We start from the raw sequence: 14,650 nt of genomic DNA on the forward strand, positions 1-14,650 counted from the left end.
GACGCCACACCTGGCCGCTATTCGGCGGCGTATCTCACCGGGAACCGCTCGTCGATCTGGTCGTACTGCTTCTGCGCCGCCTTGAAGGCGTCGGGCCCGACGGCGCCCAGCCCCGCGAACGGGTGGCTGATCAGCATGATGAAGCCGATCCCGATGACGACCACGCCCACCCTGACGGCGTCGCCGATGATCGACGGGAGCGTGGGCCTGGCCCCGAGCGTCCAGGGCAGCGCGATCACCAGTAGCCCGGAGATGATCATTGAGATCACGAAGATGCTCTCCAGGCCCGTGCCGGCGTCGGCCGTGCGGACGGCGCGCGCGTGGGCGGCCTCGGACAGGTGGCCGAGCGCGTCCTGCTGCAGGCCCCTGCTCTCCTCGCCGGCGGGCCGCAGCCGGATCGTCGCGGCCCGCATGTCCTCCAGCATCAGCGTGGGGATCGGGGACACCTGCCCCTTGGCCATCAGCGGCCAGTCGAGGTCGACGCTCCTGGCGGAGTAGTCGCGGATCTGCGCCCGGATCGGCGCCGCCTCCGGGATCGGCGCCACCGACCAGTACATCTCGGTGAGGACCTCCGCCTCGGCCTGGACGTCGGCCTGCGAGGTCGACAGGGCGTCCCGGCAGAGCACCGCGGCGTAGGCCAGCACCAGCAGGTAGACGGCGAGGGCGAGGTTGGCGGAGAAGTCCACCGACGCGGAGCCGCCCCCCTCCTCCGCCCTGCCCCGCCGCCTGAGCACGAGAAGCGCGATCATCGTGATCGCGACGGCCGCCACGACCAGCATGGTTACCCAGCCCATGAGACTCCCTCGAACTCGTCACCGAAGTAACTACCGAGGGTAATGTGTTCGTTACTGGAATTCTCGTGGTTCGCGCCGGACGTCACTCGCGGAGTTCGTGGACCCCCGCGATGAAGTCCCGGGCGACCCCCCGCAGGCCCGGCAGATGGGAGAGCCCGACCAGCCGGTCCACCAGCGGCACACTGAGCTCGATGAACCGGTAGGTCCGCCGGCACCCCTCCGAGGTGTCGTGCACCCAGAACAGCACGACCCCCATCGACATCAGCCAGAGCAGCTCCGGCAGCTCCGCCCTGAGCTCGGCGTCCATCCGGTCGGCCGACCCCTCCACCACCCTGCGGTAGATCGCGATCGCGGCGTCCCGGGCGGGCGACGACTCGGCGCTGAACGGGCTGAGGGGGTTGCTCGGCTCCGCCGCGTGCTTGAAGAACTTCACCGCGAACTCGTGATAGGGCTCCGAGACGCGCACCCACTCCCGCAGCACCCCGCCCAGGCGCGGGGCGAAGGAGCGCTCGGTGGCCAGCAGTTCCTCGCAGGCGGCCTCGTGCTCGGCCTGCGCCCGGTCGTAGTACGCCTGGACCAGGGCCTCCTTGGAGGCGAAGTAGTAGTAGGCGTTCCCCACCGAGACGCCCGCCTCGGCGGCGATGGCCCGCATCGTGGTGGCCTCGTATCCGCGCTCGCGGAACAGCCGTAAAGCGGTCTCCACGATGACTTCGCGAGTCTTGTCTGATCCCCTGCTTCTCTGAGTCGGCTCGGCCACGTTCGTCACTGTACGACCCATGGCGCCGTGAGGTCATCGCGGATCACGATGATCACCATCACAGGGCAAAATCCACCCCCCCAGAGGGGTCATACCGGTTCCAATGTGGGATTGATCCTTTCTGTGGGAGGGCTCCCGTCACAAGGGATAAATGTATGGGGACACGTCCCTGTAAACAGCGGCGTGCGCGGCTCACGGCCGGAGCACTGCTGGCACTGCAGATATCGCTCATCGCGCCGGCCTCGCACGGCACCGCCGCGGCCGACAGTCCGCGCCCGTCCGTCGCCGTGACGGCCGCGGGGGCGTCCGCCGCCGTCGGGCCCGCCCGGCTCCGGGCCATGGCCGTCGGGGCCTACGGCGCCGGCGTCCTGGCCGCCGCCCGGCGCTACGCCCGGAGCCTGTACCGGCAGGCGAGCGCGGTCAGGGCGGCAGAGCGGCCGGGCGGGGAGTCCGCCCCGGGCCAGCCGGTACGGCTCGGCCACGCGCAGGCCACACAGTTGCTGCACAACGCCGGCCTGCGCTGGATGTCGTCCGGGGGGTGCAGCGACCGCAGGGTGGGGACCTGCACCTCACTGGAGGCGGTGCGGGCCGCCACCGTGGAGAACGTGATCGCGCTGAAGCGCCGCAGCGGCTGCCCCGTCGTCGTCACCGGCGGCACCGAGATCGGCCACGCCCCCGGCCGCTACAGCCACCACCGGGGCTACAAGCTGGACATCAAGCTCAACCCCTGCATCAACGGCTACATCACCCGCGAGCACGTCCTCGACGGCGTCCGCGGCGACGGAGCCGCCCTCTACCGGGACGAGGGGACCGTCTACGCCCGCGAGTCCGACCACTGGGACATCCTCTTCCGCTGACACCCGTGGTGCCCGTGGTGCCCGGCCCCGCCGTACGGCTGAACTCATGGCGCCCGGCGCCGCCGTACGGCTGAGCCCGCGCCGCCCGGCGCCGTCGTACGGCCGGAAGACGTCTTCCGGCCGTACGACGGGCGGGACCACGCGGGCCCGGGAACCACTGCGGACCCGCGCCTGTGGCGGGTCCGTGACCTACGCGAACTCGGCCGCGACCAGCTCGGCGATCTCCGCCGCGTTCAGGGCCGCACCCTTGCGGAGGTTGTCACCGCAGACGAACAGGTCCAGGGTGTTGGGGAAGTCGAGCGCCTGGCGGACACGGCCCACGTAGGTGGGGTCGGTGCCGACGACGTCGGCCGGGGTCGGGAAGACGCCGTTGGCCGGGTCGTCCATGACGACCACGGTCGGGGCGGCCTCCAGGATCCGGTGCGCGTCGGCGACGGTGATCTCACGCTCGAAGGTCGCGTGCACGGCCAGCGAGTGGGTGGTGATCACCGGTACGCGGACGCAGGTCGCCGAGACCTTCAGGTCGTCGATCCCGAGGATCTTCCGGGACTCGTTGCGGAGCTTGATCTCCTCGGAGGCCCAGCCGCCGTCCTTGAGCGACCCCGCCCACGGCACGACGTTGAAGGCCACCGGCGCCGGGAACGGCGACTCGCCCTCGCCCAGCTTGTTCTGCAGGACCTTGCGCACGTCACCGGCGCTCTGCCCGACCGTCCGGTCACCGGCTAGGGCCTCGACCTCGTCGTAGAGGCGGGCCGAGCCGGCCACACCGGCGCCGGAGACCGCCTGGTAGGAGGCGACCACCAGCTCGCGCAGGTTGTACTGCTCGTGGAGCGCGCCCATCGCGGCCATCATCGACAGCGTGGTGCAGTTGGGGGTGGAGATGATGCCCAGCGGCCGGTTGCGCGCGGCCTCGGGGTTGACCTCCGGCACGACCAGCGGGACCTCGGGGTTCATCCGGAAGGTGCCCGACTTGTCGATGGCGATCGCGCCGCGCTCGGCGGCGACCGGCACCCAGACGGCGGAGACCTCGTCCGGCACGTCGAAGATCGCGATGTCGACGCCGTCGAAGACCTCGGGGGTCAGCTCCTGGACGACCAGGTCCTCCCCGCGGACCTGCAGGACCTTGCCCGCCGACCGGGCGGACGCGACGAGCTTGATCTCGCCGTAGATGTCGTCCCGGCTGGTGATGATGTCGCGCATGACGGTGCCGACGGCACCGGTCGCACCGATCAGAGCAAGAGTGGGCTTGCGGCTCATCGCCCGGTACCTCCGTAGATCACAGCTTCAACCTGGTCGGCGTCGAGGTTGAACGCGTGGTGCGCGGCGGTGACCGCCGAGTCCACCTCGTCCTGCCCGACGATCACCGAGATGCGGATCTCCGAGGTGGAGATCATCTCGATGTTCACGCCCGCGTCGGCGATGGCGGCGAAGAACGTCGCCGTGACGCCGGGGTGCGAGCGCATGCCCGCGCCGATCAGCGAGACCTTTCCGATCTGGTCGTCGAAGAGCAGCGACTCGAAGCCGATGCGCTCCTGGATCTTCTTCAGTGCGGTGAGTGCCGTGGAGCCGTCGCTCGTGGGCAGCGTGAAGGAGATGTCCGTCCGACCGGTCGTCGCCGCCGACACGTTCTGCACGATCATGTCGATGTTGATTTCGGCGTCGGCCAGCGTTTTGAAGATCGTGGCAGCCTCGCCAACCTTGTCGGGGACCCCGACAACGGTGATCTTGGCCTCGCTCCGGTCGTGCGCGACGCCGGAGATGATGGGCTGCTCCATCTCTGTTCCTTCACTGTCGGGGTCGGAGACGACCCACGTGCCTTCCTTGGTGCTGAACGAACTTCTGACGTGGATCGGCAGGTGGAAGCGGCGAGCGTACTCGACGCAGCGCAGATGCAGGATCTTCGCGCCGCAGGCCGCCATCTCCATCATCTCCTCATAGGAGATCTTGGGGATCTTACGGGCCGCCGGGACGATGCGCGGATCCGCGGTGAAGACGCCGTCCACATCGGTGTAGATCTCACACACGTCCGCGTTCAGGGCCGCGGCGAGCGCGACCGCGGTCGTGTCGGAACCGCCCCGGCCGAGCGTGGTGATGTCCTTGGTGTCCTGGGAGACGCCCTGGAAGCCGGCCACGATCGCGACCTGGCCGCCGTCGAGGGCCTCGCGGATCCGGCCGGGCGTGACGTCGATGATGCGCGCGCGGCCGTGGGAGGAGTCGGTGATCACGCCGGCCTGGGAGCCGGTGAACGAGCGCGCCTCCTGCCCCAGGTTGGCGATCGCCATCGCCAGCAGCGCCATGGAGATGCGCTCACCGGAGGTGAGCAGCATGTCGAGCTCACGGCCCGGCGGCAGCGGCGAGACCTGCTGGGCGAGGTCCAGCAACTCATCGGTGGTGTCGCCCATCGCCGAGACGATCACCACGACGTCGTTGCCGGCTTTTTTCGTCGCGACGATCCGCTGGGCGACCCGCTTGATGCAGGACGCGTCGGCGACGGACGAACCACCGTACTTTTGAACAACGAGCGCCACGAGATGTCTCCGAAGCAATCTAGGGCTGTGGAGCTCACAGTCTACTGGCGCTCTGGTAAGTCACTCCTGGTCCAGCCCACTATGTGGACAATCACACCGTTGTGTATGTGGACAATCACACCATCGTGCGCTCTTCCGCGACGTCAAGTCGGGTATGCGCGACGAGCGCCTGGAGAGCCCGCATCGCCGCTCCGGCGTGGTTGCCCCAGGTGTTGAAGTAGGAGTATTGCCACCACCACAGCGCCTCCAGCGGGCGGCCCGCCCGGTAGTGCCGGAGACCGTGGATGAGATCGGCCGCCACCGCGGTCAGGTCGTCCGACAGGCGGTAGGGCGTGACCGAGGTGTCCTTGTAGGGATCGAAGACCTCGGCGTAGTCGTCCACCGGGCCCAGCCGCTCGGCCAGAGCCGTGCGGACGGCGTCGACGTCCGGGTCCTCGCTCAGGTGCGGCTCCCAGTTGCCGGACAGGATCACGTCCTGGCTGGCACCGAGCTGCGCGCCCGCCGAGCTGACCTGGGCCACCTCCACCAGCAGCAGCGGCAGGATGGCGTCTCCGCCCTCGCCGCCGGCCAGCCGGGTCAGACCGTCGATGTAGTTCTCCGTGTGCTCGGCGATCCGTTCGGCCAGAGCACTCCATGCGTCAGACATCCAGCAACCTCCTTCCTTCGAACGCGCGGCCCAGAGTGACCTCGTCGGCATATTCGAGGTCACCGCCTACCGGCAGGCCGCTGGCCAGTCGTGTGACTTTCAGACCCATCGGCTTCACCAGACGGGCGAGATACGTCGCCGTCGCCTCCCCCTCCAGGTTGGGGTCGGTGGCGAGGATCAGCTCGGTCACCTGGCCGTCGGCCAGGCGCGTCATCAGCTCGCGGATCCGCAGGTCGTCGGGGCCCACCCCGTCGATCGGGCTGATCGCCCCGCCGAGCACGTGGTAGCGGCCCCGGAACTCGCGGGTCTTCTCGATGGCCACCACGTCCTTGGACTCCTCGACGACGCAGATCACGTGGGGATCGCGCCGGGCGTCACGGCAGATCCGGCACTCCTCCTCGGCCGCGACGTTCCCGCAGACCCGGCAGAAGCGGACCTTCTCCTTGACCTCCAGCAGCGCGTGGGCGAGCCGCTTCACATCGGCCGGCTCGGCGGCCAGCAGGTGGAACGCGATCCGCTGCGCGCTCTTGGGACCGACGCCGGGCAGCATCCCCAGCTCGTCGATCAGGTTCTGGACGACCCCTTCGTACATGGCTCAGAATCCGGGCAGCTGGCCGAGCCCGCTCCCGCCGCCCAGCCCCTGTGCGAGCGGGCCGAGTTTCTCCTGCTGGAGGTCGGCGGCGGCGCGCACCGCGTCGCGGATCGCGGCGATGACCAGGTCGGCGATGGTGTCGGCCGTCTCCTGGGGGTCGCCGGGATCGACGGCCTCCGGACTGATCTTCAGTTCCAGCAGCTCGCCCCCACCGTTGACCGTGGCCACGACAAGTCCGCCGCCCGCCGAGCCCTCGACCTCCGCGTCGTTGAGCTCCTGCTGGGCGCTGACAAGCTGCTGCTGCATGAGCTGTGCCTGCTCCAGCAGCTGCTGCAGGTTGACATCCCCTGGGTTCACCGTCGTGTGCTCCTCGTCCGTGACATCAGTCGTCACGAGCCTACGGGGTTCCGGCCAGGTCTTGTACTGGCCTCAGCACGTGTTCCCCGGGGAGGGGCGCTAAACCCCCGGTCGGGTCCCGGCCCCCCTCCAGACGCCCGGGACCCGACGCACACGCACCGAAGCGGCCGCACCCGACGGCGTGTGCCCGGAAACCTAGCCCGACCCAGGTTGCACACAGGTTGCGTCCGTCCGATCACGCTTCGCACATTCTTTTGCCCGAACCGGTTGCGGGCGGGGGGCCTCACCACCGATGCTTCGGCCATCGGCCTGATTGCAGGGGGGAGCAGATGCCCGACGGCCACCCCGGAACCGTCCCGGTCCCCGATCTGGACGCCTACTCGGTACGGCTGCGCCGCCTGCACGAGGCCGGGCTGGGCGGCGAGCGGCCGGGCGGCGGAGCAGCGCGGAGCCTGATCTCCGCGTCGTGGCGGCGGTCCATGGACGCCGGCATCGACCCCGAGACCCCGTCGGCCCCGCCCGCCTTCGGCAGGCAGGACATCCGCGAGGTCAGGGCGGCCCACCCCATGAGCGCGCTGCTGCCGCTGGTCACCGGGACGCTCCTGGAGACCGCCGAGGCGAGCGCGCACATCCTGATCGTCGCCGACGCCGACGGACGGGTGCTCTGGCGCGACGGCGACCGCCGGGTGATGCACCGGGCCGACGAGGTGGGCCTGGCCGACGGCTTCCACTGGGGCGAGCGCGCGATCGGGACCAACGGCATGGGCACCGCGCTCGCGGCCCGGCGGCCGGTCCACGTCTTCTCCGCCGAGCACCTGGTCAGGGCGCTCCACGTCTGGTCCTGCTCCGCCGCCCCGGTCGTCGACCCCGACAGTGGCGACGTGCTGGGCTGCATCGACATCAGCGGGACCACGCGCGCCCTGCACCCGGCGACCGTCACGCTCGTCGAGACCACCGCACGCCTGGCCGAGAGCCACCTCGCGCTGCGCATGCACGAGCGCGACGGCCGCTTCCGCGCCCGCCACGAGGGGCGCCTGCGGGCGCTGCGCGGCGAGCCGGGCGCACTGGTCACCGCGACCGGACGCGTCGTCGCCGGCGACCGGGCCCTGCGGTGGGGCGAGCGCGTCCGCCTGCCGGAGTCGGGCGACCGGGTGATGCTGCCCGACGGCCGGACGGCCTTCCTCGACCCGCTCGACGGGGGCTTCCTGCTCCGCCTCGGCGACCCGGCGCACGTCCCCGTGCTCACCCTGTCCTTTCTCGGCACCGAGCACCCCTCAGCCCACCTCGACGGGGTCCGCGTCCCGCTGTCCCCGCGCCATGCCGAGATCCTGACCGTGCTCGCCCTCAATCCGCACGGCATGACGGCCGGCCGGCTCTCCTTCCACCTGTACGGCGACCAGGGCAACCCGGTGACCGTCCGCGCCGAGATCCACCGCCTCCGCGCCCAGCTCGGCCCCGCCATCTCCGCCAAGCCGTACCGCCTGGCCTGCGCGGTCGAGGCCGACTTCCTCAGGCTCAAGGATCTGCTCGCCGCCGAGGACGTCGCCCCGATCGCCCGCGCCTACGGCGGCCCGCTGCTGCCGCGCTCCGAGGCCCCCGCCATCCGCCGCGAGCGCGAGGAGCTGGAAGGCCAGGTCCGCGCCCGCCTGCTGCTACGGGGCGCCCCCGACGACCTGTGGGCCTACGCGGAGACCGAATACGCCAGAAACGACATCCAGGTCCTGGAGCGGCTCATCGCCGCGCTCCCGCCCGACGACCACCGCACCGTGGCCGCACGGATCCGCCTGGCCGGCCTCGACCTGCCCTGACCCGCCGTCAGGTGTGGTCGATCTCGCCGATGATCTGGCCGCCGAGCTCGCGCTGGATGAGCGCCATGCCGGTGAGCTCGTCGACGTCGGCGTCCGCGTCGTTCAGCGGGTCGACCTCGTCGGTCTCGACGGCGGGCTTGCGGCCCGGCACCGCGTCCGGCCAGGCCGGCTTGCCGCCGCCGGAGGCCCTGGGACCCGACTGGGCGGCGGCCCTGGCCGCCGAGCGCGCGGCGGCCAGGCCGGGACTCGGGGTGGGAGGCGAACCGGGGTCGTCCGGGAGCGGCGCGTCCGGCCAGGACTCGTCGGTGGCGGGCGGGGCCTGCCGGGCCGGGGCCTCCTGGACGGCCGGAGCCGCCGGGGCCTGCCGGACCGCCGGGGCCTGCTGGGCCGCCGGGGCGGGGTCCGGCCTGGGAGCGGGCTCCTGGCGCGCCGGGGACGGGCTCGGAGGCGGCCCGGCCGGGGGACGGGCGCCGCCGGACGGGCCGGGCCCGCCGCCGGACACGACGGCCTCGACCTTCCAGGTGCCGCCCAGCACGTCCTGCAGCGCCGCCGCGACCACCGCGTCCTTGCCGCCTCCGGTGAAGTTGCGCATCGCGCCGACCTGGGTGAAGCCGAGCGTGACGACCTTGCCCTCGACCCCGACGACCTGGGCGTTGGTGTTCACGTTCGCCCAGACGACGATGCTGCGCTGCTTGAGCACCCCGAGCACCTGCGGCCATGCCTGCTGTACGGCCCCGCCCCCGCCCCCGGCGTCGGAGACCGGGGCGGCCGCCGGAGCGCCGGATCCCTGCTGGGACTGGGGCTGGGCTGGGGATGGAGAGTGAGGTTGGGGTTGGGGCTCGGGTGCCGGGGCGCCGGGCCGGACCGGCGCCGGCCAGTCGTCGTCCGTCTGGGCGCGGGGCTGCTGGGCGGGCGCGGCGGGGGCCGCGACGGCGACGGGCGGGACGGGCGGCGGGACCTGGGGCGCCGGCGCCGCGTGGAGCACCGGGGCGGGGGACGCCACGACGGGGGCCGCGTAGGCCGCGGGGGCCGCCGTGACACCGCCCTTCTCCAGCCGCTCCAGCCTGGCCAGCAGGGCGCCCTCTCCCTGCGCCGCCCCGGGCAGCAGCGTCCGGGCGCACATCAGCTCAAGCAGCAGCCGGGGCGAGGCCGCGCCGCGCATCTCGGTCAGACCCGCGTTGAAGATCTCCGCGGCGCGGGTCAGCTCGGCCGGCCCCATCGAGGCCGCCTGCGCCTGGAGCCGCTCCAGCTCGTCGGCGGGCCGGTCGAGCAGCCCGCTGGTGGCCGCCTCCGGCACGTTGGCCAGGATCACCAGGTCGCGGAAGCGCTCCAGCAGGTCCATGGCGAAGCGGCGGGGGTCGTGCCCGCCCTCGACCACCCGGTTGACGGTCTGGAACACCTGCGCGCCGTCACGGGAGGCGAAGGCGGCGACCACGTCGTCGAGCAGGTCGCCGTCGGTGTAACCCAGCAGGGAGACCGCGCGGGCGTAGGTGATGCCGGCCTCGTCCGACCCGGCGAACAGCTGGTCGAGGATCGACAGCGAGTCACGCGCCGAGCCGGCGCCCGCCCGGACCACCAGCGGCAGCGCGGCGGGCTCGAAGGGGACCTTCTCGGAGGTGAGGATCTCCTCCATGAGCGCGCGCAGCGCCGTGGGCGGGATCAGCCGGAACGGGTAGTGGTGGGTCCGGGACTTGATCGTCCCGATGACCTTCTCGGGCTCGGTGGTCGCGAAGACGAACTTCAGGTGCGGCGGGGGCTCCTCGACGAGCTTGAGCAGCGCGTTGAAACCCTCGCGGGTCACCATGTGCGCCTCGTCGATGATGTAGATCTTGAAACGCGCCGACACGGGCGCGAAGAAGGCCCGCTCACGCAGGTCGCGGGCATCGTCCACACCGCCGTGCGAGGCGGCGTCGATCTCGATGACGTCGAGGTGGCCGGGGCCGGTGGGGGCCAGCGCCACGCAGGACTCGCACTCCCCGCAGGGCTCGGGGGTCGGGCCCTTCTCGCAGTTGAGCGAGCGGGCCAGGATCCGGGCGCTGGAGGTCTTGCCACAGCCCCGGGGGCCGCTGAACAGGTAGGCGTGGTTGATCCGGCCGCTCCGCAGCGCCTGCCGCAGCGGCTCGGTGACGTGCTCCTGTCCCTTGACCTCCGCGAAGGTCCCGGGCCGGTACTTGCGGTAGAGCGCAAGACTCATGCGACGCTCCCACCTGCGAGGGGCCTGAAACGAAGAGACCCCTCGCACACCCGCCAGAGCCTGTTTATCCTTGCTGCCTTCCGGCCCTGGGGAGGTTCACAGGATGACGCCGCGCGAGGGGTCCTGGGACAGTCTAGCCTCTGCGCGGAGTGCTCGGGGTATCGAATGCGCAGCGCTCGGACCCCTGAAATATGTGGTCTACGCACTCCTGAAAGTTCGGTAAGCTTCTCCACGGAGGATTCGCCTAGTTGGCCTAGGGCGCACGCTTGGAAAGCGTGTTGGGGGCAACCCCTCAGGAGTTCGAATCTCCTATCCTCCGCCATCACACGGAAGCCCGCTCCATCATGGAGCGGGCTTCCGTGCGTCCGGGCCCCGGTCCGGGCCCCGGCCGGCCCTTCGGAGGGCTTCTCGTCCCGCCCGGCGCCACTCCGCCCCGGACCACCGCACCCCTCCACCCCGGACCACCGTCCGGGTCCGCCCTGGACCACCGGCCCGCCCCGCCCGGGTCCGCCGGATGGTGCCGGCCGGGCCCGTCCCCGTCCGGTCAGTCGGCGGGGAGCTTCCCGAGCGTCACGGTCGTGGTGGCGGGGGAGCCGTCGGGCCGCCGGAGCTTCACCTTGGCCCGGTGGCCGGGCTTACGGGTGGCGAGCACCTTGGACAGGGCCTGCGCGGTCAGGGTCGGGGTGCCGTCGACCGAGACGATCACGCTCCCGGGCTTGATGGCCGCCTGCGGCGCGCCGACCCCCTCGGCCGCCCGCAGGACGCCGACGCCCGCCGGCCGGCCCCGGCGGCTGACCACGGTCTGAACCGCGACGCCGAGAGTGGCCCGGTCGGTGTCGGTGACCCTGCCGTCCTTGATGAGCTGACGGACGACGCGGGTGGCGGTGTTGGACGGGATCGCGAAGCCGATGCCCGGAACCGTGGCGCCCGTCTCGGTGTTGACGACGTTGGCGACCAGGATGCCGACGACCTCCCCCGCGAGGTCGATCAGGGCGCCGCCGCTGTTGCCCTCCTGGATCGGGGCGGAGGTCTGGATGAGGCCGTCGATCGTGGATCCGGCAGTGGCGCCGCCCTCGGCCGGGAAGGAGACGCTGCGGTCCAGCCCGGAGACGATGCCGTCGGTCACGCTGCCCGACAGGCCCAGCGGGTTGCCCATGGCCAGCACGAACTCGCCGATGGACAGCTCGCTGGAGTCGCCGAAGCCGGTGGGGACGAGACCGGCCGGATCGATCACCTTGAGCACCGCCAGATCGCTGGCCTCGTCGGAGCCCACCAACCTGGCGGTCCGAGGAGTGCCGCCCGTGGTCAGTGTGACCTCGAAATTCTTGGCACCGCCCACCACATGAGCATTTGTCACAATATGACCAGATTTGTCATAGATGATGCCCGAGCCCTCGGCGACCGCCAGCGGACCGACCTCCGAGGAGATCTGCACGATGGACGGCAGCACCCTGGCGATGCTCTGGCTGTAGGAGGCCTCCAGCGCCGTCGGGGTCCTCGCCGCCGGGACGGCGACGGTGCCGGCCCTCCTGCCCGACGGTCGCGGGTCGGTGCCAGGACCGCCACCGGCGAACACCGCCGACGCGGCGAGTAGCGTGATGATTACAGTCCGTGTTTCCCTCATGTCGAAACATTTGCCCATTTAGCAGCGGAAAGTCGTAAATGGAGATACATGTTTCGCACAGAGTGGTGCGACCAACCCGGCCGGCAGGGCGCAGGGAGCCGGCCGGGCGGCGGTCACCGGACGGCGTAGACAGGACCGTGCGGGGAATGTCTGACAGAGCCACCGGCAGGAACGCGCCCGGCCGCGGAGCGGGCGCGACAGCGCAGGTCGCCCACCCCGCCACCGGCCCGGCGGGCCACGGCGTCGCGGCGTCCCTGCAGAGGCATCCCAGCCCCCCGGCATGCCCGGCCCCTCCGGGGGCAGTCGGAGGGTCCCAAGCGGATCGAAGGGACGTCGGCGATGGATTTCAAGGACGATGCCCAGCTGGACAGCTCACAGGTCGAGAGCGGCGGCCGGGGAAGGATCCCCGGAGGCGGTCTCGCGGTCGGCGGCGGTGCGGCCGGGATCCTCGCGCTCATCGTGGCGCTGATATTCGGGATCAACCCCGGCGACATCACCGGCGGCGACCCCGCCCCGGTGGGCCCCAGCTCCGACCTGAGCGCCCAGTGCAAGTCGGGGCAGGACGCCGACCAGAACGAGGAGTGCCGGGTGGTCGGCGTGGTCAACAGCATCCAGGACTACTGGCCCAAGGTCGTGCAGGACTACCAGCCCGCCAAGACCGTCCTGTTCTCCGGCCAGGTGAACACCGCCTGCGGCGCGGCCGACTCCTCGGTCGGCCCGTTCTACTGCCCGGCCGACCAGAAGGTCTACCTGGACCTGTCCTTCTTCGAGCAGCTTGAGAGCAGGTTCGGCGCCAAGGGCGGGCCGTTCGCCCAGGCTTATGTGATCGGGCACGAGTACGGTCACCACGTGCAGAACCTGCTCGGCACCAACGCCAGGGCCCAGGGCGACCGGCAGGGGCCGGAGAGCGGCTCGGTCCGGCTGGAGCTGCAGGCCGACTGCTACTCCGGAGCCTGGGCCAAGAACGCCTACGAGACCGGCCTGTTCGAGAAGCCCTTCAGCCAGACCGACATCGAGGAGGCGCTCAGCGCGGCCGCGGCGGTGGGCGACGACAGCATCCAGGAGCGCACCCAGGGCCGGATCGACCCCGAGGGCTTCACCCACGGAACGTCGGCGCAGCGTGTCAAGTGGTTCACCACCGGTTACGAGAGCGGCGACCCCACCAGGTGTGACACCTTCGCCGGCGACATCTGACACAGGCCGTTGAGCTGCGATAAGAACAACCGGGCAGGCAAACAGTCCGAATCTCTCTTAAACTACATAGTGTGATCTTCAAGTTGATCGGTGACGGACGGCCCTACCCCGAGCACGGCCTCTCGCATCGCGAGTGGGCGCAGATACCGCCGCGACAGGTCCGGCTCGACACGCTGATCACCACTAAAGCGGTGCTCGACCTGCACTCCCTGCTCGCCAAGGACTCCACGTTCTACGGTGATCTGTTCCCGCACGTGGTGCAGTGGCGCGGCGACCTCTACCTGGAGGACGGCCTGCACCGCGCGCTGCGCTCGGCGCTGCACCAGCGCTCGGTCCTGCACGCCCGCGTCCTGGAGATCTCCGCTGACGACTGAGAACGCCGAAAGGGCTCCCGGCATCCCGGGAGCCCTTTTCCGTCCGGCGGCGGAGGGGATTCGGCCCGGGACCCCGTGACCGAATCATGAGAGCCCTTCCTCGGGCGCCCCGGGCCTCGTTAGCTTTACCGGGTGCTGAGCACCTACCAAGAGATCCGTGACCGGATCTACGAGCTCGCCCGCCGGCACGGGCTGCGGGTCGACTGGGTCGAGACCACCAGGTCGGTGCGGCTGCTCCATCTGCTCGACACCGACCAGATCGTCATAGCACGCGCCACCGTCCCCGTCCGAGGTGTCACACTCGAAGCACTGGCCCATCTGGCCACAGACCTGGAGCGCGTTTTCGGAAGGGACTGGATGGAATGACCGCCCACCACCTGACCTTCAAGGTCACTCGCAGCAGAGCGCTCGACACCGGGGGCGACGTGTGGGTGGCCCTCGCCGTCGGCGCCCCGGGCAGCGTTTCCGGCGAGAGCCTGGCCGAGCTGGTCGAAGAGGTGGAGGCGGTCAAGCATTTCTGCCTCGGTCTCCCCAAGGAGACCCCCGTCTCCGTCGAATACGTCTACGAGCTGCCCGGCCTGCCCCAGGAGGTGCTCACCTCCTACCGGCGCGAGCGCGCGCAGCTCGACGAGAGCACCCGTGCCCTCGCCGTACGGCTGCGCGAGGCGGGCCTGTCGGAGCGCGACAGCGCGACGCTGCTGGACATGCCGGGGTCGGTGACGGACCTGCTGCGGAGCCCCGCCTGACAGGCCGGGAGCGGGGGAGCCGACACGGAGAAGGCCCCTGACCCGTTCGAGTGGGTCAAGGGCCTTTCTCGGTGGCGGTGGTGGTGGGATTTGAACCCACGGATGAGTTGCCCCATCACACGCTTTCGAGGCGTGCGCCCTCGGCCACTAGGCGACACCACCGCCGAGCAGCTTACCGG

General features: G+C 71.0%; 15 protein-coding genes, 2 tRNA genes and 1 other RNA gene. 7 read left to right on the forward strand and 11 right to left on the reverse strand.

Annotation, left to right across the window (positions count from 1 at the left end):
- Positions 1-17: 17 nt before the first annotated feature.
- Positions 18-794, reverse strand: coding sequence for a bestrophin-like domain (locus ACZ6R6_RS14505; protein WP_470093431.1), 777 nt, complete (start codon positions 792-794; stop codon positions 18-20).
- A gap of 82 nt (positions 795-876) precedes the next feature.
- Positions 877-1,497: a TetR family transcriptional regulator gene (locus ACZ6R6_RS14510; RefSeq protein ID WP_451932155.1), complete on the reverse strand. Its 621-nt coding sequence runs from the start codon at positions 1,495-1,497 to the stop codon at positions 877-879.
- Between the two features lie 209 nt (positions 1,498-1,706).
- Between ACZ6R6_RS14510 and ACZ6R6_RS14515 the strand changes: the two genes are divergently transcribed.
- A complete protein-coding gene (locus tag ACZ6R6_RS14515) occupies positions 1,707-2,408 on the forward strand; it encodes a hypothetical protein (RefSeq protein WP_470093433.1) in 702 nt (233 codons plus the stop codon).
- A 189-nt stretch (positions 2,409-2,597) separates the two neighbouring features.
- Here the strand turns inward: ACZ6R6_RS14515 and ACZ6R6_RS14520 are convergent, their stop codons facing one another.
- The 5 genes from ACZ6R6_RS14520 to ACZ6R6_RS14540 form a co-directional block, all read right to left on the reverse strand.
- On the reverse strand, positions 2,598-3,665 hold the full coding sequence (locus tag ACZ6R6_RS14520) for an aspartate-semialdehyde dehydrogenase (protein WP_470093435.1): 1,068 nt from the start codon (positions 3,663-3,665) through the stop codon (positions 2,598-2,600).
- Entirely contained in the window at positions 3,662-4,936 is a 1,275-nt protein-coding gene (locus tag ACZ6R6_RS14525) for an aspartate kinase (protein ID WP_470093437.1), read from the reverse strand. The genes ACZ6R6_RS14520 and ACZ6R6_RS14525 overlap by 4 nt, the downstream gene beginning before the upstream one ends.
- Positions 4,937-5,051: 115 nt before the next feature.
- The gene (locus tag ACZ6R6_RS14530) at positions 5,052-5,582 is read right to left on the reverse strand and encodes a DUF5063 domain-containing protein (protein ID WP_306861403.1); all 531 of its coding nucleotides are present in this window, start codon (positions 5,580-5,582) and stop codon (positions 5,052-5,054) included.
- Positions 5,575-6,174, reverse strand: a complete 600-nt coding sequence (gene recR / locus ACZ6R6_RS14535) for a recombination mediator RecR (RefSeq protein WP_030919803.1) — start codon at positions 6,172-6,174, stop codon at positions 5,575-5,577. Before recR ends, ACZ6R6_RS14530 begins: the two co-directional genes overlap by 8 nt.
- 3 nt (positions 6,175-6,177) lie before the next feature.
- Positions 6,178-6,531 (reverse strand): YbaB/EbfC family nucleoid-associated protein, encoded by a 354-nt coding sequence (locus tag ACZ6R6_RS14540; protein WP_306861406.1) that lies wholly within the window; start codon positions 6,529-6,531, stop codon positions 6,178-6,180.
- 329 nt (positions 6,532-6,860) lie between these two features.
- Here ACZ6R6_RS14540 and ACZ6R6_RS14545 point away from each other — a divergent pair, with 329 nt between their 5' ends.
- Positions 6,861-8,339, forward strand: a complete 1,479-nt coding sequence (locus ACZ6R6_RS14545; protein WP_470093440.1) for a helix-turn-helix domain-containing protein — start codon at positions 6,861-6,863, stop codon at positions 8,337-8,339.
- Positions 8,340-8,346: 7 nt separating this feature from the next.
- Here the strand turns inward: ACZ6R6_RS14545 and ACZ6R6_RS14550 are convergent, their stop codons facing one another.
- Positions 8,347-10,533, reverse strand: coding sequence for a DNA polymerase III subunit gamma and tau (locus ACZ6R6_RS14550; RefSeq protein WP_470093442.1), 2,187 nt, complete (start codon positions 10,531-10,533; stop codon positions 8,347-8,349).
- A gap of 30 nt (positions 10,534-10,563) precedes the next feature.
- Positions 10,564-10,659, reverse strand: an RNA gene (ffs, locus tag ACZ6R6_RS14555) — signal recognition particle sRNA small type.
- A gap of 107 nt (positions 10,660-10,766) precedes the next feature.
- Here ffs and ACZ6R6_RS14560 point away from each other — a divergent pair.
- A tRNA-Ser gene (locus tag ACZ6R6_RS14560) sits at positions 10,767-10,855 on the forward strand.
- A 222-nt stretch (positions 10,856-11,077) separates the two neighbouring features.
- Here the strand turns inward: ACZ6R6_RS14560 and ACZ6R6_RS14565 are convergent.
- Complete coding sequence (locus ACZ6R6_RS14565; RefSeq protein ID WP_470093444.1) at positions 11,078-12,157, reverse strand: S1C family serine protease; 1,080 nt, start codon at positions 12,155-12,157, stop codon at positions 11,078-11,080.
- 339 nt (positions 12,158-12,496) lie between these two features.
- Between ACZ6R6_RS14565 and ypfJ the strand changes: the two genes are divergently transcribed.
- The 4 genes from ypfJ (at position 12,497) to ACZ6R6_RS14585 (ending at position 14,471) form a co-directional block, all read left to right on the forward strand.
- Complete coding sequence (gene ypfJ, locus ACZ6R6_RS14570; RefSeq protein ID WP_470093446.1) at positions 12,497-13,351, forward strand: KPN_02809 family neutral zinc metallopeptidase; 855 nt, start codon at positions 12,497-12,499, stop codon at positions 13,349-13,351.
- Positions 13,352-13,422: 71 nt separating this feature from the next.
- Positions 13,423-13,725: a type II toxin-antitoxin system VapB family antitoxin gene (locus ACZ6R6_RS14575; RefSeq protein WP_470093448.1), complete on the forward strand. Its 303-nt coding sequence runs from the start codon at positions 13,423-13,425 to the stop codon at positions 13,723-13,725.
- Positions 13,726-13,857: 132 nt separating this feature from the next.
- Positions 13,858-14,091: a hypothetical protein gene (locus ACZ6R6_RS14580; RefSeq protein ID WP_306861451.1), complete on the forward strand. Its 234-nt coding sequence runs from the start codon at positions 13,858-13,860 to the stop codon at positions 14,089-14,091.
- Complete coding sequence (locus tag ACZ6R6_RS14585; protein ID WP_470093450.1) at positions 14,088-14,471, forward strand: hypothetical protein; 384 nt, start codon at positions 14,088-14,090, stop codon at positions 14,469-14,471. Before ACZ6R6_RS14580 ends, ACZ6R6_RS14585 begins: the two co-directional genes overlap by 4 nt.
- 72 nt (positions 14,472-14,543) lie before the next feature.
- Here ACZ6R6_RS14585 and ACZ6R6_RS14590 read toward each other — a convergent pair.
- Positions 14,544-14,633, reverse strand: a tRNA-Ser gene (locus tag ACZ6R6_RS14590).
- Positions 14,634-14,650: the final 17 nt, after the last annotated feature.

It is taken from the genome of Streptosporangium sp. NPDC048886 (assembly GCF_055586905.1).

Bases quoted from the DNA above. Each gene is read 5' to 3' on its own strand.
- ACZ6R6_RS14505 (WP_470093431.1), bottom strand. From the start codon at position 794: ATGGGCTGGGTAACCATGCTGGTCGTGGCGGCCGTCGCGATCACGATG.
- ACZ6R6_RS14515 (WP_470093433.1), top strand. From the start codon at position 1,707: ATGGGGACACGTCCCTGTAAACAGCGGCGTGCGCGGCTCACGGCCGGA.
- ACZ6R6_RS14520 (WP_470093435.1), bottom strand. From the start codon at position 3,665: ATGAGCCGCAAGCCCACTCTTGCTCTGATCGGTGCGACCGGTGCCGTC.
- ACZ6R6_RS14530 (WP_306861403.1), bottom strand. From the start codon at position 5,582: ATGTCTGACGCATGGAGTGCTCTGGCCGAACGGATCGCCGAGCACACG.
- recR (WP_030919803.1), bottom strand. From the start codon at position 6,174: ATGTACGAAGGGGTCGTCCAGAACCTGATCGACGAGCTGGGGATGCTG.
- ACZ6R6_RS14545 (WP_470093440.1), top strand. From the start codon at position 6,861: ATGCCCGACGGCCACCCCGGAACCGTCCCGGTCCCCGATCTGGACGCC.
- ACZ6R6_RS14550 (WP_470093442.1), bottom strand. From the start codon at position 10,533: ATGAGTCTTGCGCTCTACCGCAAGTACCGGCCCGGGACCTTCGCGGAG.
- ACZ6R6_RS14565 (WP_470093444.1), bottom strand. From the start codon at position 12,157: ATGAGGGAAACACGGACTGTAATCATCACGCTACTCGCCGCGTCGGCG.
- ypfJ (WP_470093446.1), top strand. From the start codon at position 12,497: ATGGATTTCAAGGACGATGCCCAGCTGGACAGCTCACAGGTCGAGAGC.
- ACZ6R6_RS14585 (WP_470093450.1), top strand. From the start codon at position 14,088: ATGACCGCCCACCACCTGACCTTCAAGGTCACTCGCAGCAGAGCGCTC.